Origin of the sequence: Spirulina sp. CCY15215 (assembly GCF_016888125.1) — a bacterium.
Classification (GTDB): Bacteria; Cyanobacteriota; Cyanobacteriia; order Cyanobacteriales; family Spirulinaceae; genus CCY15215.
The window spans coordinates 1-21,970 of the sequence record NZ_JACSWA010000613.1 but is presented as its reverse complement, the minus strand read 5'-3'; the positions used below and the strand labels follow the sequence as shown (position 1 = coordinate 21,970).

Here is a 21,970-nt window from a genome sequence, read left to right as displayed (position 1 = left end):
CATATTTAATTTGAGAGGCTAAGTACAGGATAAAAATTAAAGTGAGTCAATTCAAGACAAAAAACACATTCCCCATTAACTTTCTTGGGCTGTAGGTGAGTGCCGATGACAGATAAACTTTGTAGATTGATAATTGTTGTCCGGATTTCTCTTTATTGAATAGTAAAAAGAGTAAAAATGAAGATAAGACTAACTTGCGATCGCGATCGCTGACAACTTGGCGCAATAATTGAGTATATTAGAGGGCAAGGATATCTAATCCGATGCTCTAATTGCTGAAAAGTCAGCCAGTTAGGACAACGAAGAGCATTAAGATTCAGGGGACAATCGGGAGGCGATCGCAATTTAATTCCCATTCGCATCTACACGGGGAAGATCTAGGATCGGCGATCGCGCCAAAAATTAGCCTAAAAATTGTTCTTGCAGGTAAGTTCTTACTTGTAAACTTTTTAGGCAATGTCTAATATAAAATCACAAAAAGGAAAGCAGAACTTATGAAAGTTATTGTTTGGGGATTGGATTATATTGGTACAACTATTGCCGCGTGTTTGGCAGACTTAGGACATAATGTTATCGCGATTGATAAAACCCCTTCCAAAATTAAGGCTATTAATCATCAAAAAAGCCCAATTCAAGAACCAGGACTTGGAGAAATGGTTAAAAAAGCCGTACAATCTGGTCATTTATGGGGGAGAGTAGAAGGAAGAGAGGATGTGAAAGATGCTGATATTTCTCTCATCTGTGCCGAAACTCCCATTAATAGAAAAGGACAACCGATTCTCAAATATGTGGAGGGAATGACCGCAGAAATTTCCCAAGGTTTGCAAGAGTCGGAAAATTATCACGTTATTATCTTACAAAGTGCTGTTTTACCTGGCATCGCTCGTAATATCCTTATTCCCTTATTAGAAAAATACTCACATAAAAAAGTAGGTCGAGATTTTGGAGTCGCAGTCAATCCTCAATTTTTACGGGAAACCACAGCGATCGCGGACTTTTTTGCCCCTCCTTATATCATTATTGGCGAAGAGGATTCGCGATCGGGTAACATTCTTGAACGATTATATCGCGATATTCCCGCTCAAATCCACCGCACGGACATAGAAACCGCAGAAGCCCTAAAAATGTCTGCGAATGCCTTTGAGACGCTTAAAATCAGCTTTGCTAACGAAATGGGACGCTTCTGCGATCGCCTTAATATTAATGGGGATGAAGTGATGGATCTCCTCTGGCAGAATAACCAGTTTTCTGCCCCCCTGCAACCGGGTTTTGCTTTTGGGGGGTCTTCTCTTGAGAAGAATTTGCGATCGCTGATTTCTCAAAGTGAAGAATGCAATGTAAATTTGCCCATTTTAAATGCTATTTTACCTAGCAATGGAGAACAAATTACCTCAGTGGTTGAAAAAGTGCGCCAATTGAGAGTCAAAAAAGTAACGGTTTTGGGTTTAACAAATAAGCCAAAAATGCACAATCTCCAAGAAACTCCTGTCATCCCTTTACTCAAACAATTATGGCAAGAAAACATAGAATTGCGTGTTTTTGATCCTGATATTCATCTCAATAAACTCATTGGCAATAATCGCGATTATATTACTCGCAATTTTCCTCAATTGGGTACAGTTTATGCGCGATCGCTAGATGAGGCTATTTTTGAGAGTGAGTTGGTGATTATTGTCCAAAATCGTCCTATTTTTCATGCTACAGCGAAAGCACTACCCAACGCGGTAAAAATTATCGATTTGACTCATCAGAATAATTTGCAATCTCAACAGAAAATTCAGCATTTTCACGATCCTTATTCTACAGATGCGGCCTAATGAAACAGCCTAAAAAAATCAATACAATTCATACTTTAACAACGTGCAGGACAAAGAACCATTATAAACAGGAAAGCGTCTAGAGGCTTTTAACCCAACCTTTTTAGCCAGTTCTTTGTTCCCTGTCAAAATATAAGCAGTCCAGCCAGTAAAGCGTTGTTTAAAAACATCTCCCATTTGTTTATAAAAACCCTCTAATTGTTTAACTTCGCCGATGCGTTTTCCATAAGGAGGATTACAAAGGAGAATCCCTGTTTCGCAAGGGGGTAGGATTTGAGAGAAATCTTGAACTGAAAATTGAACCCGATCGCGCAACCCACAAGGAGTTGCATTCTCTCGTGCCTGTTGAATCACTTCCCCATCGCGATCGCTGCCCAAAATCGGTGCAGAAAGTTCGCCTCGTTGCCCTTCCTGTGCCTCCTTAACTAACTTTTGCCACAGAGTTTCATCGTAATCTTGCCAAGTTTGAAAAGCAAAGCGATCGCGGCATAAACCTGGGGCAATATTTAAGGCTTTTAAGCCCGCTTCTAAAGGTAGCGTCCCGGAACCGCATAAGGGATCGAAAAAGGCAATATTCGGGTTATATTCTGCCATTTCTAATAATGCCGCCGCCAAGGTTTCTTTCAATGGCGCTAATCCCACCGCCGGACGATAACCGCGACGGTGTAAACTACTTCCAGAACTATCTAAACTGAGAACGCCGCGATCGCGATAAACATGAAGATTAATCGACAGATCAGGGTTTTGGAGATCGACACTCGATCGCCTACCAAATTCTTGACGCTGACGATCTGAAATGGCATTTTTTACTTGTAATGCCGTAAAATGAGTATGATTAAGTTGTTCGTTTCCCCCTGTCCCATGAACAACTAAAGTATTATCTGGCGTTAAATATTCTTGCCAGTCAATATCGTACACCGCTTGATAAAGTTCTTGAGAATTGCGGCATTGAAACTCGGCGATCGGCATTAAAACGCGAAAAAGAATTCTCGACCATAAATTGACCTTGTAGAGTAACTCTTTATCGCCAACAAAATGCACCCCCGTAAAATCTGTTTTCACTTCCATCCCCCCTAAATTCTCTAACTCTCGGGCGGCGATCGCCTCTAATCCTCGGGCTACAGTCGCAAAATAGCGGGTCATTGCTTTAATGTAAATGAGTTCTTATTGTAGGCGATCGCAGCCGGAGAAAGGCTATTAACTCAACTTGCTTGATCAGGGGGGAGAATCCAAAAGCCCCCATTTTTGCCAATATCCTGATATTCCCCCCCATCCCTCGGAGATTAATTCAGAAATTTTGTTCTAAGCATGAGATAAACTTGAATGTGCGAAGAGCTTAACCTTCCTTCAACCTTTGTTTAACTGTAAAACACATGACCGCGACCTCCGCCACGGAATCTTTAAAGCAACACCGACAGAATTTCCCTTCCCTTGCCAATAAAGCCTACTTTAATTTTGGCGGTCAAGGTCCCATGCCGAAAATGGCGCTAGAGGCAATTTATAAGGCTTATGAATACACGCAAAACCAAGGTCCTTTTTCGGCACAAGTGAATAATTGGTTGATGCAGGAATCGGCACTGACCCGAGAAGCCTTAGCCAGAGAATTAGGCACCAGAGCCAAGAATATTACCTTAACGGAAAATGTGACCGCCGGTTGCAATATTGTGTTATGGGGGATTGATTGGCAAGAAGGCGATCGCATTCTCATCACTGATTGCGAACATCCTGGGGTGATTGGGGCAGTTAAAGAAATCGCCCGCCGCTTTAAAGTGAAAGTAACAACTTGTCCCATCGCGGCAACCCTCAATCGCGGCAATCCTTCTGTGGTGATCGAACAGCATTTGCACCCCGATACTCGCTTGTTTATTATGTCCCATTTATTGTGGAATACGGGACAGGTTTTACCGTTGGCGGAAATTATCGAACTTTGTCGCAACTATAAGAGTAATCACCCGGTACAAATTCTTGTCGATGCGGCTCAATCTGGGGGTTCCCTACCGTTAAACTTGGATGAGTTGGGGATAGATTTCTATGCCTTTACGGGACATAAATGGATGTGCGGTCCCGCAGGAGTAGGCGGACTTTATGTTAGCAGCCCAGCCTTAGAAACCTTGAGTCCAACTTTCATTGGCTGGCGGGGGGTAGTGGTTGATACTAGCACGGGAATGCCGACGGATTGGCAATCCGACGGACGCAGATTTGAATTAGCTACCTCTGCTTATCAATTGTATGTGGGATTGCGGGCTGCACTTGCAGTTCACCACAAATGGGGGGATGCAGAGGCACGTTATCAGCAAACCCATCAGAATGGACAATATTTATGGCAGGGTCTCTCGATTTTACCTAATATTCATTGCTTGCGAAATTCTCCTCCAGAAGCGGGGATTATTTCTTTTCAACTCACGGGAAATATTGGTCACAAACAATTAGTACAAGCATTGGAACAACAGGGCTTTTTTCTCAGAACTCTTGCTAATCCTGATTGTATTCGAGCCTGTGTCCATTATTTTACGCTACCGTCGGAGATGGATCAATTAATTAAAGTATTGGGTAGTTTATAGCACTACCCATCACCCAATTTTGCTTTCACCATAGCTTGCACTTGTTTACCATCCGCTTTTCCTTTCAGTTGTTTCATCGCCATTCCCATCACCTTGCCCATATCTTTCGGTAACTTTGCGCCAACTTTAGTAATGATTTCATCAATAAGTTGGCTCAATTCTTCTTCGGACAATTGTTGAGGGAGATATTCTTCAATAATCACTAATTCTTGTGCTTCGCGATCGGCGAGATCGTCCCGGCCTGCATTAGAATATTGCTCAATGGAGTCGCGACGTTGTTTAGCTTGTTGTGCTAGGATATCAAGTTCTTGTGCTTCTGTGAGGGTATCTTGGCCATCAGGACGCAGGCTTATTTCTTTCTCCATGACAGCTTTTTTTATGCTGCGAATGGTTTCCAAGCGAATTTTATCCTTGGCTTTCATTGCAGTTTTGATGTTTTCTGTCAGACGATCTTTGAGACTCATGGCTGGGTTCTTTATTATATTTTCATTTTAGGAATATTATAAACAATATTTTCAAGTTGGTGCAACGCCAATCGGAAGCACGATCGCAAATTCACTCCCTTCTCCTAATGTTGAAACGCATTCCAATTCTCCCTCATGTTGTTCGACAATGATAGAATAACTGGTACTTAAACCCAATCCTTTGCCAGAACCGATCGCCTTTGTTGTAAAAAAAGGTTCAAAAAGTTTCGGTAAATTTTCTGGTTTGATGCCCGCACCATTATCGGAGATTTTAATGGCGATCGCATCACTTCCCGTGATTTTATTTGTACTTATTTTGATTTGTCCGGGATGGCGATCGCCTTCTTTAATGGCATCGATCGCATTATTAAAAAGGTGCAGAAAAACTTGATTAATTTGACCGGGATAACAAGTAATGTTGGGCAGATCGCCATAATTTTTAATAATTTCAATCTGGTTTAATTTACTTTGTAGAATAGAGAGTGTACTATCAATTCCTTCGTGAATATTCACTGATTTTTGTTGGGCTTCATCAAGACGGGAAAAATTGCGAAGAGAATCTACAATTTCTTGAATGCGCTTTGCCCCATTGTGCATAGAATCAAGAACTAAAGGAAAGTCTGTTTTCATAAAATCTAGATCGATATCTTCGGCAGCTTCTATCAGTTGCGAATCTTGAGAATGACTGGCTAAATTGGCAAGTTCGAGTAATTCATTCGCATAACTTTGAGCATGGCTTAAATTGCCACGAATAAAAGTAACAGGATTATTAATTTCGTGGGCAACTCCAGCCACTAATTGACCCAAAGATGACATTTTTTCGGCTTGAATGAGTTGAATTTGTGCTTTTTGTAAATCTTTTAAGGTTTGACTAAGTTTTTGATTGGATAGACTTAATTGTTGTTGTGCTTCGTATAGTCTTAAACCTGACCGCACTCGAGCCAGTAATTCGGTTTTATCTACTGGTTTAGTGAGGAAATCATCGGCACCGGCATCTAATCCTTGAACGCGATCGCGAATTTCTCCTTTTGCAGACAGTAAAATAAAAAAAGTTGCAGCTAATTGAGGATTTTGTTTGAGATGCTGACAAACCTGCAAACCATCAAACTCGGGCATCATCCAATCACAAATAATCAGGGCAGGGGTTACTTGTTTGGCCACGGCGATCGCTTCTGCCCCGTCAGTTGCCTCAACAATGTCGTATCCCCCTTGTTGTAGCAGTCTTTTCAGGAGTAGTCGCGTGGTAGAATGGTCATCAGCAATTAGGATTTTTTTCATCAGTCTTGATTAGAGAATGCTGTGATTAAGTCCCTTCCAATTTTCTTTTCTCCATCGTAAAACAGCTAAAAGGAAATTAATGTTAACTACATTATCGCATTAATCTGCTTTTGTTGAACGTACTACAAAATATAAAAATGCCTTAATTTCTTGCCTCGACTAAAACACTATTCTTGTTGTAAAAGTGCCTTAACTTGGCTTAAACCTTCTGCAATTCGAGACAATAAAATCGAGACTAATTCGGGTTCGAGTTGATTATTTCGTACCAAATCTTCTAACTCTCCGGCTGCCTCTAACAATACCGATGCCCCAATACTAGCAGACCCACCTTTAATGCGGTGAGCATGATGTTCTAGGGCGATCGCATCCCCAACAGTAAAAGCCTGTTTTGCCTTGTCGAGATCGATTTCTGCATCCATCAGAAACGATCGCAATAGTTCCCCTTGAAACTCGCGATCGCCTTCGGTAATCTCATCGAGATAGGGGCGATCGATGGTTTGTTCGATCCCCCCCAACCCCCCCTTACCAAGGGGGGGAGCCGGAAATGGGGTTGCCTCCTGTTGCCTATTGCCTGTTCCCTGTTCCCTACTCATCCATTTTTCCAACATTGCTGCTAAATCATCCGCAGCAACGGGTTTAGAGAGATAATCATCCATCCCTGCTGCGAGACATTTCTCGCGATCGCCTTTCATGGCATAAGCAGTTAAGCCAATAATAACTGTATGATGTTTATCTCCTTCTCTTTCTCGTAGGGTTTGAGTGGCTTTATAGCCATCCATCACGGGCATCTGACAATCCATAAACACCAAATCGCATTCTTGCTGGGTTAAATAATCCAAAGCCTCTTGACCGTTATCGGTACAGTCTGCTTGATAGCCCAATAAACGTAATTGATTTAACAGTACCTTTTGATTTACGGGAGTGTCTTCCACTACCAAAATTTTGGCAGAACTTATCGGGAGAGGTGCGCGCATCTCTCGTTGAGGAACATTTAGCGATCGCACTTCAAAATCTTTTTTACCATTAAAAGTTGCTAACAAACAGGCACGCAAACGGAAAGAACCGATGGGTTTGGTTAAAAATCCCTCAAAGCCGATCGCCCGACAACGACTCATCAAATCGCTGCGTTCCACGGAAGTCATTAAAATTAACTTGATATCATCAAAATCGGACTCGCTGCGGATTAATTGCCCGAGGGCTTCTCCTGTCATGTGGGGCATTTGCCAATCAATTAGAACCGCATCGGGTAAGCGATCGCTTTTGGCTGCAGCCCATAGCTGTTGTAAGGCTGTAACTCCATTATCCGCTTCCTTGACATTCATGCCCCAAGCGATCGCCTCTAAATGAACAAATTTACGATTGGTGGCATTGTCATCAACCACTAGAATTGTTTTACCCTGTAAGCTGGAATGAGCATCAGAGGAACTGCCGCGATCGCCGAGAGTGTCCCCATTACTCCCTTGGAGAAACACCGTAAACCAAAAGGTAGATCCCTCTCCCGCAACACTTTCGACTCCAATATCTCCCCCCATTAATTCTACTAATTGTTTGCAAATCGCTAAACCCAAACCCGTGCCACCATATTGACGAGTAGTAGAAGCATCTACTTGGGAAAAAGAACGAAACAATTTAGCTCGATCTGCTGGGGCGATCCCGATTCCTGTATCCTTGACGGCAAAGCGTAAGGCGATCGCAGGAAGATTAGGAAGAGCAACAGGAAAAGGAAGAGACGAAGACACAGATATAGATACTTCTCCCTCACTGGTAAACTTGATTGCGTTACCCATAAGATTGATTAAAATTTGGCGCAAGCGAGTCGAATCTCCTTGTAGAAATTGGGAAACTTCGGGTTCAATGGTATAAACCAATTCCAACCCTTTTTTATTGGTTTGCGGGGCAAATAAATCTAATAAATCTTCGAGGAGTTTCTTGAGATCGAACTCCCGTACATCTAAACGCATTTCTCCGGCTTCTAATTTGGAGAAATCAAGAATATCATTAATTAGGGTGAGGAGAGATTCCCCACTGATTTTCAGAGTTTGTACAAAGTCTAATTGTTCCTCATCTAAATCGGTGCTTAAGAGTAATTCCGTCATCCCTAACACTCCATTCATAGGGGTGCGAATTTCGTGACTCATATTAGCAAGGAATTGGGATTTGAGACGAACATTATCTAAAGCTGCTTCTCGTGCTTTTACCAGTTCATCGATCGCCACGGAAGCAATAATAATACCCCCAATGACATTTTCCCGCAAATACCAGGGCTGAATTGCCCACCGCAGATAGATTTGGCTGCCATTTTCCCTTTCCCATAATTCTTCTGCATTGGCGATCACTTCTCCTTGCAAACCGCGATCGTAAAATTGTTTCCATTCTGCTTTTAAATCGGGAATAACTGCATAATGGCTTTGACCGATGAGAGATTGTTCGGATTCCAGTTTATAATCTTCCAACCATTTGTTACTGTAGGCAAGATAACACATTTCGCGATCGAACAGTGCCATCGCAACGGGGGCATTAATCACGATTTGTTGCAATTGTTGGCGTTCTTGTTCTAGGGCTGCTTCGTAGCGTTTTCGTTCGGTAATATCTCTTTGTACTGTGGCAAAATAGAGCGGTTCTTGAGTTTGGAGATCGCGGATCAAAAACATATTCATTGCTACATCGATCGCCTTTCCAGTTTGAAAATGTTTTAATCTCGTTTCTCCCGTCCATTGTCCGGTTTCTAAGGTACTTTTCAAGATAGTATATTGAATGAAATCCCAATCTTCTATGCAAAAATAATCGGGAATAGTTTTAGAACTAGCCTCCTGAAAATTAGCTAAACCTACTAAATTACATCCCCCTTGGTTAAGATATAAGGTTTGACCTGTGAGACTGGAAACGCTGATAAAATCTTGACTATTTTCTACTAATAATGCCAGTTTATGCTGTTCTGACTCCGACTGTACTCGGATGAGAGTATTGGCCAAACTTTCCCCCACAACTTTTAATAAATCGATGGTTTCTTGCGCCCATATTTTTGCTTCTGTGACTCCAGCAAATGCTAAAAAACCCAAGAGGCGATCGCCTCCTGCGATAGGAATAATTAATAAAGATTGCAGAGAAAATTGTTGGAAAATTTCCTTTTCTGCTTCGGCTTCTGGGGGTAGATTATCAGCAGTTATATTCAGGGTTTCTAAGCGGTTGAGTCGTTCCATAAACCAGGGTGCGATCGCCACAGGAACATTTTGTGCTTGTTCGAGGTTTGGTTGAATATTTTCGGCACACCATTCGTGAGTTTTACTGTAAGTTTCCTCCTCTGAGAACTGAAAAACTCCAGCGCGATCGCAACCCATAAATTCACCAATATTTTGCAAGGCTCGAGTTACGGCTGCATCGAGTTCCTTGGCATTCAAATTAATAAAACGGCTAGAGATTTGGGTAATCAGTTGTTCGAGATCGGCACGATATTTTAGGTCTTCAGCAGTACGCTGACGTTTCTGCATTTCAGCTTGTAATTGTTCTGTTCTTTCTGTCACTAACTCTTCTAAATCTTCTTGATAGCGCTGTAAAGACTGTTCGATCGCCTTCTGTTCCCTGATTTTTATTTCCAACTCTCGGGTGCGTTCTTCCACTCGTTCTTCTAACACCTTATTGACATTTTGTAAAGCGCTAAATTGCTCTTGTAGTGTGTACGCCATCTGCTGAAAATTGTTTACTAAAGTGTTGATTTCACGCACGGGACTACGCTGCCAAGTTAACTTTTCCCGGTTCATCAATTTGTCTGATAAATTAGTAGTTTTTTCCGCTAGTTGAGAAATTGGTAAAATTAACTGTTGGCTCATAAAACGAGCTAGAATTGCTGCAAAAATAGCAAGAATACTCCCCATTGCTAAATCTAAGACATAGAATTTGTGTAAATCATCGATATAGGAATCAAGGAGAGACTCGATCGCGATCGTCCAAGGAAAATCGAATCCAAAAGGAACATCTTGACGATAAAAAGATTGTCTCCAGCGCAATATAGTTGATAAATTTTCCTCTTTTGGTAGCCAGTGCAAGATTGACTCTTGACTCGTGTTTTCGGAGTTTTCAGCGTAAAATTTAGCTGCAAGTTCTTGAGAATTTTCGGTTTCGGGACTACCAAAAATTTTATCTCCTTGAGCATCGAAAAGAGCGAGACGAATACCAAAATTACGAGAGTCAATTTCCTCAATATATTCTTCCCATTCTGCAAATTCGGTTAAAGAAAATTTCCCCAAAAGATACCCTAAAAACTTTTTATCTTTAGTGACATTAATACGAACAAAAAAAGCTGATGTATCCGGATCGAATGCTGCGAAAGTTTGGTCCTGCAAAAAATCAAAGTTTAAAGGAAAAGAATTTTGAAAAATACGATCGATAGTTGTGTTTGTTTCTATATTTCCTCTTTCGGCTAAAGCATTATTTTGAGATGAAGCTAAAATATTGTCTTTTTCATCAATTGCAACAATGTAAAGAAAAGATGGAAAAATACTATTAATTTCCCGAAGAAATACATCTAAATCATTCCCTTCTTCTTGGTATTTAATGAATTCATCAATTGACCCATTTAATCCCGCAGTATAAACTCTAATTTCATCTCCTAAATCATCAGCGAAATGTACTAAAATTGGCTTAAAATTATTACTTATTTCGACTTCAATATTTGCAAATTCTTTCCTGCCATTGAGTCCAAAAATAAACAAAACAGGGATAAAAATACAGCCAAAAAATAAATTAAATAATGTTTGCTGAAAAGACAGCGTGTGCTTTTTAATCCGTTTTTTTAGCCATTTGTCTAAAGGGAGATTCGACCAAATTAAAGTTGCAATAAAAGCATTAAAAATACCATTGATGGGTTGCTTCAAAATAATTAGAAAAGCGGAAATAAACGGAAGATGTAAAAATTGCTGGTAAAATAAATAATTCAAAGGGTATCCCAAAAAAAGCCAAAATACAATATCGATCGCCACAATATTCCGCTTTCGTTGCTGCCAAGAAAAACCAACGATCGCCGCTTCGAGAGTAAACATCACTAAACCATAAGGGTGTCCCCATAACGGGATCGTGTAAGTATTAATAACTAAAGCAACTACAGTCCCCCAGCCTACACCATAGAGAAATAGTGTCAGCCAAACCGCAATACTCCCAAACAGAAAGTCAACCCCAAATAAGAGGGGAAATTTAAAATAATTTCCTAACCCTCCTAAGAGAATTAGAAAGAATAAGGCGATCGCATCTTTTTTGGTTAAGGGAGAAAATAACTGTTTCATTTGATAAATTTAAAATTATAACTCTATTTTAATTTAACTCTATTTTAACTCTTTTTAAAACTTGTTCAAGTTCCTTAAGAACTACTGCAACTAACTCTCGATTCTCTTGTGATGCTGCTTTTACTAACCGCCTTGCCAAGTCGGGAACAAAACCCACAGCAACACTTTCCGCCGCACTTTTGAAAGAACTTCCCCTTTGAATTAATTCAGCATAATTCTCAACCTCCAATGCGGCTTTTGCAGTTTGCAATTCAGCTTCGATATCGAGCAGAAACGCATTAAACAATTCTACTTCAAAATTGCGATCGCCCCCAGAAATGCTTTGCAAAAGTTGGCGATCGATGAGAGAATGGGAATCAGAAAGCAAGAGTTGGTTGTGGGTTGTTTCCGTCTCTCCTATACTCTCTTCTTCATTTTCCATTGTTAATAAAAACTGTTTGACCTCTTCTAGCAAGACTTCAACTCGATCTAAAAGTGTTTCCATTCCTAGGAATTGTTGTTCTTTAGCTTGTTTTTCTAAAGTTGCTGTGATTTGAGACAATTCTGTAATCGCTAAATTAGCAGCAGCCCCTTTGATGCGATGTGCTTTTTGTCCAAGAGTGAGAGAATCTTCTGATTTTAAGGCTTGTTTGGCTTGTAATAAATCCATTTCTGCATCATCAATAAACGATTGCAATAATTCCATCTGGAAATCGCGATCGCCATCGGTAATTGCGTCGAATTGTTCGAGATCGATGAGTTGTTTGCCCTCTTCTGACTCCTCTTGTGTAGTAGGGAGAATTGAAGTCGAAGTTGACAGTGAGGGATTAATTGAAGCAGAAAGCCATTTTTCCAACATTACTGATAAATCCTGTTTAGAGACGGGTTTAGATAGATAATCATCCATGCCAGCTTCGAGACATTTTTCGCGATCGCCCTTCATCGCATAAGCCGTCAAACCGACAATAATAATATGTTTATCTTCCCCTTCGCGCTGTCGTATTGTTTGCGTCGCTTGATAGCCATCCATCACGGGCATTTGACAGTCCATAAAGAGGAGGGTATAGTTTCCTATACTCCATTGCTCTAACGCCTCGCGACCATCACTAGCGCAGTCAGCCTTGTACCCTAATAATTGCAGTTGATTTAAGACTACTTTTTGATTAACGAGAGTATCTTCAACTACCAAGATTTTGCCCTCGATCGGGGCAATCGGACAGGTAATTTCTTCTTGTTTTGCAGGAGAAAGAGAGGGTAAAATATCTTGAATCGGCACTTGTTCGATCGCATTGAGTAAACTATTTAATAACCGCGAAGTCACAATCGGTTTGAGTAAATAGCCATCAAACCCAATCTCCTCCAACCGAGAAATTAAATCTCTTTCATCGATAGAAGTCATCATAATCAACCGAGTTTGAGCAATATCGACTTCACTGCGAATTTGCCGACCTAACATTTCTCCGGTCATTTCTGGCATTTGCATATCTAACAACACCAGATCGTAAGATTTGTCCAAAACCACCGCCAAACGCAAGATCGCCAGAGCAACAGTACCATTTTCAGCATCGTCTACTTCCATGCCCCATGCTTTCGCTTGTAGGCGCACAATTTTGCGATTCGTGGCATTATCATCAACAACAAGTAGTTTCTTCCCGGTGAGGGTAGAGATCGAGGTCTGTGTCTTCTTACGAGGGAAAGCATTATCTTCTTCTTCTGGGTTTAAGGGATCGAAAATTGCTGTAAACCAAAATGTGGAACCGCGATCGGGGATACTCTCAACGCCAATTTCTCCCCCCATCAATTGCACCAATTCCTTGCATATCGCCAAACCCAAACCCGTCCCCCCATATTTGCGAGTATTAGAAGCATCTACTTGGGAGAAAGATTGAAACAATTTCTTCTGTCCTACCGCAGAAATTCCAATTCCCGTATCTTGAATAGCAAAACGTAATTTATTGTTACTTTGTCCCTCATTATTTATTGATAATTGTTCCTTGATAATTGATAAAGTAATTTCGCCGCGTTCGGTAAATTTCAGGGCATTGCCGATCAGATTAGTGAGAACTTGGCGCAAGCGGGCAGCATCGCCTTTAAGATAAACAGGAACATCTGGTTCAATGATGTAAATAAGTTCTACTCCCTTAGCACAGCTTTGCAGGGTAAATAAATCCAATAAATCCTCGATCGCGCTATTGAGATGAAATTCATGGGCATCTAAGCGCATTTCCCCCGCTTCCAGTTTGGAAAAATCGAGAATATCGTTAATAATTGTCAGCAAATTCTCGCCGCTACTTCTCAAGGTTTGCACGAAATCTAACTGTTTATTGTTGAGAGAGGTACTCAACAATAATTCTGTCATGCCCAAGACTCCATTCATCGGAGTGCGAATTTCGTGGCTCATATTAGCGAGGAATTGGGACTTGAGGCGAACATTTTCGAGGGCAGCTTCTCGAGCTTGGACTAATTGATCGATGCGATCCGTAACCATAACAATACCGCCGATCGCGCCATCGGATTCAGTCCAAGGATGCAATGCCCAACGTAAATAAAATTGTTGCCCATCTTCTCGCAAAAACATATCTTCAGGATGGGAGAGTTTTTCTCCTTGTAGGGCGCGTTGGTGCGCCTCTCGCCAGCGATCGGGGATGTCGGGGAAAATATCGTAGTAATTCCAACCCACTAAGGATGTATCGGGGAGTTCGTAGTCCGTCAGCCAGCGATCGCTATGGGCGATATAGTTCATATTGCGATCGAACATGGCCATGGCAACGGGGGCATTTTTAACGATTTGCTGGAGTTGTTGGCGTTCCCGTTCGAGGTTGGCTTCATAGTTCTTTTGTTCGGTGACATCATGGGCAACGGCATAAATCAAACTTTCTTGGGTAAATGAGGTGGAATGCCAAGACAACCATTTGTAAGAACCATCTTTGCATTGATAGCGATTCTCAAAATTAACGATGTTTTTTCCTTGCGCCAGTTGTGCTGCTGCTTCTATAGTGGCATCGCGATCGCGCCGATGAACGAAGTCGAGAAAAGGGCGAGCCATGAGTTCTTCCCTTGTATAACCCAAAGTTGCTTCCCAAGAAGGATTTACTCGTTTAAAATAGCCGTCAAAGCCAGCAACACAGAGGAGATCGAGGGATTGGGTAAAGAAGCGATCGCGCTCCATTTCTGCCCGCTTGCGATCGCTGATATCCCGCACCATGGCCAGCACTTCATCCTCCCCGCAAGGCACGATTCGCACCTCCTCTTCCAAAGTTTTTTCCGCTTTGACTAATTGATATTCGTAAACTTGCGGTTTCCCTGTTGTTAAAGCCTGTTGCACGCACTTCATCCATTCTTTGGCTGTATTTAAGGGGAGAATATTGTACAGGTTGGCATTTTTGTGAATTTTATTGGGTTTAAATAACTCAACTTCACCCCCACTAATGACATCGAGATAGTCTCCATTCGTGTTCATGCGAATCAATAGATCGGGTATTGCTTGAACTAAAGCGCGATTTCTGGCTTCGCTTTGGCGCAATTTTTCCTCAGCTTGCTTGCGATCGCTGATATCCCGAATAATCATGAGAACTTCATCTTCCCCGCAAGGAACGATTCTCGCTTCCTCCTGCCAAATTTTTTCGTCCTTCACCAACTCATATTCATAAACTTGCGGTTCTCCGGTAGATAAAGCCCGTTGTACATATTCCATGCGCTCTCGAGCTTGATCTTGAGATAAAATATCGTAAATATTGGCAGATATCCGACTGCGATCGGGAGCGAACATTTGCAACTGACCGCCATTAATAATATCGAGATATTCTCCATCGGCTTTCATGCGAACCAATAGATCGGGTATTGCTTGAACTAAGGCGCGATTTCTGGTTTCGCTTTGGCGCAATTTTTCCTCAGCCCGCTTGCGATCGCTAATATCCCGAATTATCATTAAAACTTCATCCTCACCGTAAGGGACGATGCGGGCTTCTTCCTCCAAGACTTTCTCTGCTAAAACCAATTGATACTCATAGGTTAATGATTCTCCCGTCGAGATCGCTTGTTCGATATAGAACATTCGCTCTTCTGCTTTTTTTCGGGGCATAATGTTATAAATATTCGCATTCCCTCCTTTGAGATTGGGATGAAAAACTTCTTCTACCCGTTCTCCACAAATCATCTCGAGATAAGTTCCATCTGACTTCATGCGAATGAGCAGATCGGGAATCGATTCAATCAGGGCGCGTTGCTTGGCTTCGCTTTGGCGCAATTCTAGTTCTGTTTGCTTGCGATCGCTGATCTTGCGGATGATACAGACGGCTTCATCTTCGGAAAAAGGCACTGTGCGACATTCAAAATAGTCTTCGCGATCGCCGATGGGAAGCATATATTCAACCGTAACGAGGGATTTATCGCGCAGGGCATCATCAATGGTTTGCTGCATTTTCTGGGCGACCTCTTCGGGTAAAACCTCAGTAATCTGCTTGCCTAAAAATACTTCAGGAGGTACGTATAAATCGGAAAAATTCGAGGTTTTGCAGTCGAGAAACTGACCCTCTGCTGAGATGCGGAAAAAGAGATCGGGAATGGCTTCAAAAATAACTTGTAATTCGGTGTTTTTCTGGGCGAGGATGGCTTCGGCCTTCTTGCGATCGCTTATATCTTGAAAAATACTCACAAAATGTTTAGAAGTTCCTTTCTCAGTCCAAACGAGAGAAACGGTGAGATATATCCACACAGGAGATCCATCTTTGTGCAGGTAACGTTTTTCGAGGGAATAGGTAGTCCTTTCCCGTCGCAGCAATTCATTAACCCGTTCGACGCTGATCTCAAAATCCTCGGGGTGGGTGATCTCGCGGAAGTTTAATTGTAAGAGTTCTTCCGGCAAATATCCCAACATCTGACAGAGTTTTTGATTGACTCGGGCAAAGGTGCCATCCGGGTAAACTTGGGCAATGCCAACCTCCGCTTGCTCAAAGGTATGTCGGAAGCGTTCTTCGCTCTCTTTTAAAGCGGTTTCTGATTCTTGCCGGCGATCGATCTCCTGGCGAAGTTGTTGATTTCTCGCCTCAAGTTCGGCGGTTCTCTCTTGCACTAATGCTTCTAAATTTTCTTGTTCTTGGCGCAATTTACTTTCAGCTTGTTTGCGCCGCACAATTTCTTTTTCTAACTCATTGAGAGAGATTTGTAAATTTGCCGTGCGTCGATTTAACTCTAAATCTAGTTCTTCCGATGCTTGTCGCAGCAGTTCCTCAATTTTACTGCGTTCGATGGAATAATGCAGGGTTCGCATTAAGAGGCGACTGCTTAATTCTCCCTTCAATAAATAATCTTGCGCCCCTACTTTAATGGCTTTTAGGGCAGTTTCTTCGTCTTCTAATCCCGTCAGAATAATAATCGGAGGTAAAGGCTGCCACTGCTCTAATTGTGGCATTTCTGAAGAGTTTTGTCGCCGGGTCAGACTTTCTTTCTTGAGGCGGGTTAGGGTGTCTAAACCTCGACTGTCTGGAAGAAAAAGATCGAGCAAGATTGCATCAAAGTCGGTGCGATCGAGATGCGCGATCGCGTCAGCTAAAGTTTTAACGTAGATCAATTCGATATCAAAGTTGGGAACATTGAGCAGTAAAATTCTCAATAATCTCCGATCGACAAGATTATCTTCTACTAAAAGAATTTGATAGCTTGTATGTTCATTCATTGTTCCGTTCCGACAACCTTGCCATAATCATCGCTATTGCCATTGATGATGATAGTTTAACCCTTTTACTCGGTTCTCAGTTCCTAGTTCCTATATTGATTATTGTTCCTAGTTCATCCGTTGTCGATCTGCCACCACTGACAGGAGGAATTAAAACAACTTCGTCCTCGTCTTTTAAAAGAGCATTTTTACTCACAAATTCAAGATTAATAGCAAAACGAGTCAGTTCTCGCCATTGTTCTAAATGAGGATATTGCGCGATCGCCCGTTCCAAAACCGCAGAAACGGGGGTATTGTCAGGAAACTCCCAACGCATTTCGGAACAACCATAAGCCTCTTGATAAGCGGCAAAAAATTTAACAGTAACGATCATGGAAAATGATGAGGGATGAATGATGAAGGATGACTGATAATATGATGATATAGATATTGTCTTATGATTGAAGGTATGGAGCGGGAGATTGCAACTGCGTTAGACGCGCTAACGGAGGTTGAATGGGTAACAGGGGAGAAATTGGCAGTAGATTGGCAAAAGCAACTCTATTGTCTTGGTCTTAATTTATCTTCAATTGCTGCGGTTTTTCCAAAAACTGTTGAGCAACTTTCCCAGGTTGTTGAACTTGCAGCCGCAAAACAGGGGAAGATAATTCCTTGCGGTAATGGCAGTAAACTATCCTGGGGGGGACCCGTAGGGGTTTGGTCTCCAAACCCAGCACTTTTGTCCCCAAACCCAGCACTTTTGTCCCCAAACCCAGCACTTTTGCCACCAAACCTTTTGCCACCAAACCCAGCACTCTTGGTGAGTACCCAACGACTCGATCGCATTATAGAACACGCCGTCGGCGATCTAACGGTTACAGTAGAAGCTGGCGTTAAGTTCGCAGATTTACAAGCAGTTTTACAACCCACTGGACAATTTTTACCCCTCGACCCGGCCTATCCCCATGATGCAACTTTGGGAGGCATTGTGGCAACAGCAGACTCAGGCAGTTGGCGACATCGCTATGGGGGTGTGCGAGATTTATTGTTAGGATTATCCTTTGTGCGTGGGGATGGAAAACTGGCTAAAGCAGGGGGAAGAGTGGTTAAAAATGTGGCAGGATATGACTTAATGAAATTATTTTCCGGCTCTTATGGCAGCTTGGGAATTATTTCTCAATTAACCTTTCGCACCTATCCTTTATTGCCAGAATCGGGAACAATTTTGTTAACCGGAGAAGCCGATCGCATTGCCTCGATTTCTCAAACACTTCTCAACTCTGCCTTGAGTCCTACTCGCGTTGATTTACTTTCTTTTGGCATTTTAAAAGAGTTAGAAATTGCGGGAAAATTGGGTTTAGCCGTACAGTTTGCAAGTATTCTCGAAAGTGTTAAGGAACAACAAGAAAGACTATCCAGTTGGGGAGAAAAATTAGGGTTAAACGTAATTTGCGATCGCCAAATTTGGCCGCAAGTTCATCAACTTGCGCGAGTGCGGAAGAGTCCCGATGCAGCGATCGCCAAAATCGGTCTTCTTCCCTCCCATGCTGTTAATTTTTTACAAGAATTAGAGGTTATTTCCCCACAGCAAGATTTAGGACTTATTCATGCAGGTAGTGGCTTAGGTTATCTGCATCTGACTGGAGAAGATATTACTCTGCGCCTGAAACAATTACGGGAAATTTGTCAAGAGAAGCAAGGATTCTTAACAATTTTAGAAGCGCCGATCGCCATTAAAAAACAATTAGAACCCTGGGGATATACGGGAAATGCTTTAGAATTAATGAGACAAATTCAACAAAAATTCGATCGCGATCGCCTATTCAATTCAGGGCGTTTTCTCGTCTAAACTTTAATTATTGCCCATTACCAAAACAGTATTTTGTCCGCCAAAACCAAAACTCAAACAAAGAGTATTGTTAATGTTTGCCGATCGCGCTTCTCGGATAAAATTTAAGTCAAATTCCGGCACTTGTAAACCCGTACAAGGGGGCAAAACTTGATGTTTTAAGGACAATAAACAAAAGGCGACACCCAATGCCCCAGATGCCCCCAAAGTATGTCCCGTTGCCCCTTTAGTGGAACTGAGAGGAACATTTTCGGGAAATAAATGGCCAATTAAGTTTGCTTCATTGCGATCGTTTAACCGCGTGCTGGTACCATGAGCGTGAATGTAGTCAATATCATTAAGAGTTAAATTACTGCGTTCGATCGCATCTTTAATGGCGATCGCGGCACTTTTTCCCTCTAGCTCCGGCGCACTTACATGATACCCATCTGCTGTTGCGCCAAATCCCAAAATTTTGCCGTAGCACGTAGCTCCTCGCTTTTGTGCAAGTTCTTGAGATTCTAAAACCAAAATCCCTCCACCTTCCCCCAAAACCAAGCCCTCGCGCTGCCGATCGAAGGGATAACAACCCGTTTTAGCTAACGCCCCCATCCTCTCAAATCCCGTTAGAGTTAAAGGGGTGATGGGCATTTCCACCGCACCCGCTAAGACGCGATCGCACTCCCCCATGCGAATTAGTTCGGCTCCCCGCGCGATCGCCCATAATCCCGTCGCACAAGCTGCCATAGGCGCAAGTACGGGCGCTCTCGTGGCGATCGTCCTGGCTGCTACAATCGCCCCTCGGTTGGGCAAAGTCTCCAGCCAAGGAGAATTACCCATCGGGAATTGTTCCCAGAGTCCTTGACAGCTACGACTCGAGCCGATCGCCACACCACAATCCGGTAAAGGCAGGGATAAACCCGCATCGGCGATCGCGGCACGAACGACTTTTTCGGAGATCGCGCTAAATTCTCCCGGTTGGCTGCCAATTAACCCCAAAGGATAAAGGGGAAGTTCAGGAAAGGGCTGATGCCAAGCGATTCCCACTTCCCCCCCGATTAAACTCCGCCAACTGGTACTTAAAGACCCTAAAGCGGAAACTAAACCAATCCCAGTGACGACAACTTCCACTCGCTTCTCGTGGTTCAGGAAATATAACGGTAGGGGTTTGGTTTCCAAACCCTCACCCCCTCGTTAAGATTTCTTAAGATTTTCTAATCCTTCAATCACCTTTGCCGACTCAATGCGATCGCCTTGATCGATCGCTTCAACCGCTTCCATGCTCTCCGGAGTCACATAGCCAAAAACAGCATAGTCTCCGTCCAAAAACCCCAAATCCGTGAGGGCAAAATAAAATTGAGAAGAAGCAGAATCCGGCATGGGCGATCGCGCCATAGCGATCGCCCCCTTAGTATGGCGTAAAGCGGGAGGAGCAGAAACTCCTGCCTGTTTGAGAGTTTGGCCATAAACGGGAGCATCTGCACTTTCAGGAGTAATTTCCAAAGGAATGTAGCGAGGTTGCTGAGTGTCGGGATCGATAAAACTCCCCGTCCCCAAACGAGCAACCGGAAAATCAGGATCTTTGCTTTGAGTATCTCCCCCTTGAGCAACAAAAGGTTGAGGTTTCTTAATCACGCGGTGAAAAACCAACCCATTATAAGCACCCCGGTTTACCAAATCCACAAAATTACCCGCCGTAACGGGAGCATTTTCTCCATCAACTTTGATGAGAATTGAAGCACCATTCACCTTCATCTCCACCATCGCCAACCCTTCTAACTGGGGGAGTTCGCTGATCTCTTGACTGCTAACCCCTGCCGTAATCTTATTGGCTTCTGCGGTACTTGCCGTTGAGCTTACTGGGGGTTCGCTGCACCCCACCAATATCAAAGAAATGGCCGCGATCGCCAAAATAGACGTTCTCAACCACACTTGCACTTTATTTTTCATGTTTTCTTGACAAAATTGAACAAAATTAAGATGAATTTTGATTTTTTTTATAACCCTTCTAAAGGAACTTGAAGAAACCGAGCCATTTCTGCCCCTTGATTTTCCAGTTCCGCAAGAGAAAGCGGTTCTCCCGCCCGAGAAAGCGGAATATCTCGTTGTTTTTTAACCCGCAAATAGAGCGATCGCTTCGGATTCAAACCCTCGCGAATTTCTGCCTTCACCGACTGAATATCATCTAAAGGGTATTCAATCTCAATGCGGCGATTTTTACCTGGAAATCCTTGGCGAAAAATCCTCATTTTTCCTGTTTTTTTGTTGAATTCGTTGTAGCCTCCGCCAACATCCAAAAGAATTACAACCACTAAATAGATTGCGACAAGACTTCCGGCAAAGCCGTAAAATAAAAGCGCAACACCTTGGGGAAAAAACACTAAATTACGGGTGTCGCTCACGAGCAAGAAATTTTTCTGGAAATAGCTCGAAAGCCCTGCCAATAAAAAGCCCACTCCCCCCATTGCTGAAATAATCGCCCAAAAATAATTACTGAAGCGACGAGAGCCAATAATCTCTTGGCGCAGGATAAGACTGTCTTGCTGTGTCGTCGGTGCTGTCATAGAGTCAATACTGCCCTGTTCGTTTTAATAATCTCTCATTGTAGGGGAAGTTGAGAAATTGAGAGTTGAGAGGGGGGAAGAGAGAGAAGAAGAGATCGGCGCAAAATCCTTTATTTCCAGTCTTTTCGGGACTCCTTCCTTTTTTCTAGACCAGATTTCTGAGGAAAGATGTGTCAATTTGTAAAATTTTCGGTAATAATGTTTTAAGCGGGTCAAGTGCCGATGCCTAAATGTTCTCAGTCAAAAACCAGACCAAAAACAAGGCAGTTTTGGTTGGTCTCGACCTCGTGGTAATGTTAATAAACGTAAAAACCGTTTTGGAATCGCAATCCAAACGGGAAGAGACCACAAGAAGTAACAAATCCCTAGCACAATCCCTTGTCTAGCTTTGTTACTCCCACATCTCTTTTAAAAAATCTTGCCCCGATTGATAATAAGCAAGAGGTTTTTTGATTATGACCGTAGCAATGGGACGCGCCCAGGCACAACGAGGATGGTTTGATGTCCTCGATGACTGGCTCAAACGCGATCGCTTCGTTTTTATCGGTTG

Annotated in this window: 13 protein-coding genes; 3 read left to right on the top strand and 10 right to left on the bottom strand. The window is 42.6% G+C overall.

The window, feature by feature from the left end; translation table 11 throughout:
• Nucleotides 1–46 precede the first annotated feature (46 nt).
• On the bottom strand, nt 47–226 hold the full coding sequence (locus tag JUI58_RS25090; RefSeq protein WP_204106592.1) for a hypothetical protein: 180 nt from the start codon (nt 224–226) through the stop codon (nt 47–49).
• A 268-nt stretch (nt 227–494) separates the two neighbouring features.
• On the opposite strand from JUI58_RS25090, the gene JUI58_RS25085 reads away from it, so the two are divergent.
• The gene (locus JUI58_RS25085) at nt 495–1,817 is read left to right on the top strand and encodes a nucleotide sugar dehydrogenase (protein ID WP_204106591.1); all 1,323 of its coding nucleotides are present in this window, start codon (nt 495–497) and stop codon (nt 1,815–1,817) included.
• 18 nt (nt 1,818–1,835) lie between these two features.
• Here the strand turns inward: JUI58_RS25085 and JUI58_RS25080 are convergent, their stop codons facing one another.
• A complete protein-coding gene (locus JUI58_RS25080) occupies nt 1,836–2,960 on the bottom strand; it encodes a class I SAM-dependent RNA methyltransferase (protein WP_204106590.1) in 1,125 nt (374 codons plus the stop codon).
• A 230-nt stretch (nt 2,961–3,190) separates the two neighbouring features.
• Between JUI58_RS25080 and JUI58_RS25075 the strand changes: the two genes are divergently transcribed.
• Nucleotides 3,191–4,378 (top strand): aminotransferase class V-fold PLP-dependent enzyme, encoded by a 1,188-nt coding sequence (locus tag JUI58_RS25075; protein ID WP_204106589.1) that lies wholly within the window; start codon nt 3,191–3,193, stop codon nt 4,376–4,378.
• Nucleotides 4,379–4,380: 2 nt separating this feature from the next.
• On the opposite strand, the gene JUI58_RS25070 is transcribed toward JUI58_RS25075, so the two are convergent.
• The 5 genes from JUI58_RS25070 to JUI58_RS25050 form a co-directional block, all read right to left on the bottom strand.
• Nucleotides 4,381–4,842: a GatB/YqeY domain-containing protein gene (locus JUI58_RS25070; RefSeq protein WP_204106588.1), complete on the bottom strand. Its 462-nt coding sequence runs from the start codon at nt 4,840–4,842 to the stop codon at nt 4,381–4,383.
• A gap of 51 nt (nt 4,843–4,893) precedes the next feature.
• Complete coding sequence (locus JUI58_RS25065; RefSeq protein ID WP_204106587.1) at nt 4,894–6,120, bottom strand: response regulator; 1,227 nt, start codon at nt 6,118–6,120, stop codon at nt 4,894–4,896.
• Between the two features lie 167 nt (nt 6,121–6,287).
• Nucleotides 6,288–11,396 carry a response regulator gene (locus tag JUI58_RS25060; protein WP_204106586.1) on the bottom strand — a complete coding sequence of 1,703 codons (5,109 nt, stop codon included), beginning with the start codon at nt 11,394–11,396 and terminating at the stop codon, nt 6,288–6,290.
• A gap of 28 nt (nt 11,397–11,424) precedes the next feature.
• Nucleotides 11,425–17,049 (bottom strand): PAS domain S-box protein, encoded by a 5,625-nt coding sequence (locus tag JUI58_RS25055; protein WP_204106585.1) that lies wholly within the window; start codon nt 17,047–17,049, stop codon nt 11,425–11,427.
• A 76-nt stretch (nt 17,050–17,125) separates the two neighbouring features.
• Nucleotides 17,126–17,422, bottom strand: coding sequence for a MoaD/ThiS family protein (locus tag JUI58_RS25050; RefSeq protein WP_204106584.1), 297 nt, complete (start codon nt 17,420–17,422; stop codon nt 17,126–17,128).
• A 63-nt stretch (nt 17,423–17,485) separates the two neighbouring features.
• On the opposite strand from JUI58_RS25050, the gene JUI58_RS25045 reads away from it, so the two are divergent.
• A complete protein-coding gene (locus tag JUI58_RS25045; RefSeq protein WP_239121707.1) occupies nt 17,486–18,877 on the top strand; it encodes an FAD-binding oxidoreductase in 1,392 nt (463 codons plus the stop codon).
• Nucleotides 18,878–18,880: 3 nt separating this feature from the next.
• Here the strand turns inward: JUI58_RS25045 and JUI58_RS25040 are convergent, their stop codons facing one another.
• The 3 genes from JUI58_RS25040 to JUI58_RS25030 all read right to left on the bottom strand — a co-directional run bounded on the left by JUI58_RS25040 (nt 18,881) and on the right by JUI58_RS25030 (nt 21,420).
• A complete protein-coding gene (locus tag JUI58_RS25040) occupies nt 18,881–19,987 on the bottom strand; it encodes a beta-ketoacyl-ACP synthase (RefSeq protein ID WP_204106614.1) in 1,107 nt (368 codons plus the stop codon).
• A gap of 63 nt (nt 19,988–20,050) precedes the next feature.
• Nucleotides 20,051–20,806, bottom strand: a complete 756-nt coding sequence (locus JUI58_RS25035) for a peptidylprolyl isomerase (protein WP_204106583.1) — start codon at nt 20,804–20,806, stop codon at nt 20,051–20,053.
• Between the two features lie 47 nt (nt 20,807–20,853).
• Entirely contained in the window at nt 20,854–21,420 is a 567-nt protein-coding gene (locus JUI58_RS25030; protein WP_204106582.1) for a photosystem I assembly protein Ycf4, read from the bottom strand.
• Nucleotides 21,421–21,970 lie beyond the last annotated feature (550 nt).

What these genes read in the sequence shown, in the direction of transcription:
- JUI58_RS25085 (WP_204106591.1), top strand. Translation starts at nt 495, where the DNA reads ATGAAAGTTATTGTTTGGGGATTGGATTATATTGGTACAACTATTGCC.
- JUI58_RS25080 (WP_204106590.1), bottom strand. Translation starts at nt 2,960, where the DNA reads ATGACCCGCTATTTTGCGACTGTAGCCCGAGGATTAGAGGCGATCGCC.
- JUI58_RS25075 (WP_204106589.1), top strand. Translation starts at nt 3,191, where the DNA reads ATGACCGCGACCTCCGCCACGGAATCTTTAAAGCAACACCGACAGAAT.
- JUI58_RS25070 (WP_204106588.1), bottom strand. Translation starts at nt 4,842, where the DNA reads ATGAGTCTCAAAGATCGTCTGACAGAAAACATCAAAACTGCAATGAAA.
- JUI58_RS25065 (WP_204106587.1), bottom strand. Translation starts at nt 6,120, where the DNA reads ATGAAAAAAATCCTAATTGCTGATGACCATTCTACCACGCGACTACTC.
- JUI58_RS25060 (WP_204106586.1), bottom strand. Translation starts at nt 11,396, where the DNA reads ATGAAACAGTTATTTTCTCCCTTAACCAAAAAAGATGCGATCGCCTTA.
- JUI58_RS25055 (WP_204106585.1), bottom strand. Translation starts at nt 17,049, where the DNA reads ATGAATGAACATACAAGCTATCAAATTCTTTTAGTAGAAGATAATCTT.
- JUI58_RS25050 (WP_204106584.1), bottom strand. Translation starts at nt 17,422, where the DNA reads ATGATCGTTACTGTTAAATTTTTTGCCGCTTATCAAGAGGCTTATGGT.
- JUI58_RS25045 (WP_239121707.1), top strand. Translation starts at nt 17,486, where the DNA reads ATGATTGAAGGTATGGAGCGGGAGATTGCAACTGCGTTAGACGCGCTA.
- JUI58_RS25035 (WP_204106583.1), bottom strand. Translation starts at nt 20,806, where the DNA reads ATGAAAAATAAAGTGCAAGTGTGGTTGAGAACGTCTATTTTGGCGATC.
- JUI58_RS25030 (WP_204106582.1), bottom strand. Translation starts at nt 21,420, where the DNA reads ATGACAGCACCGACGACACAGCAAGACAGTCTTATCCTGCGCCAAGAG.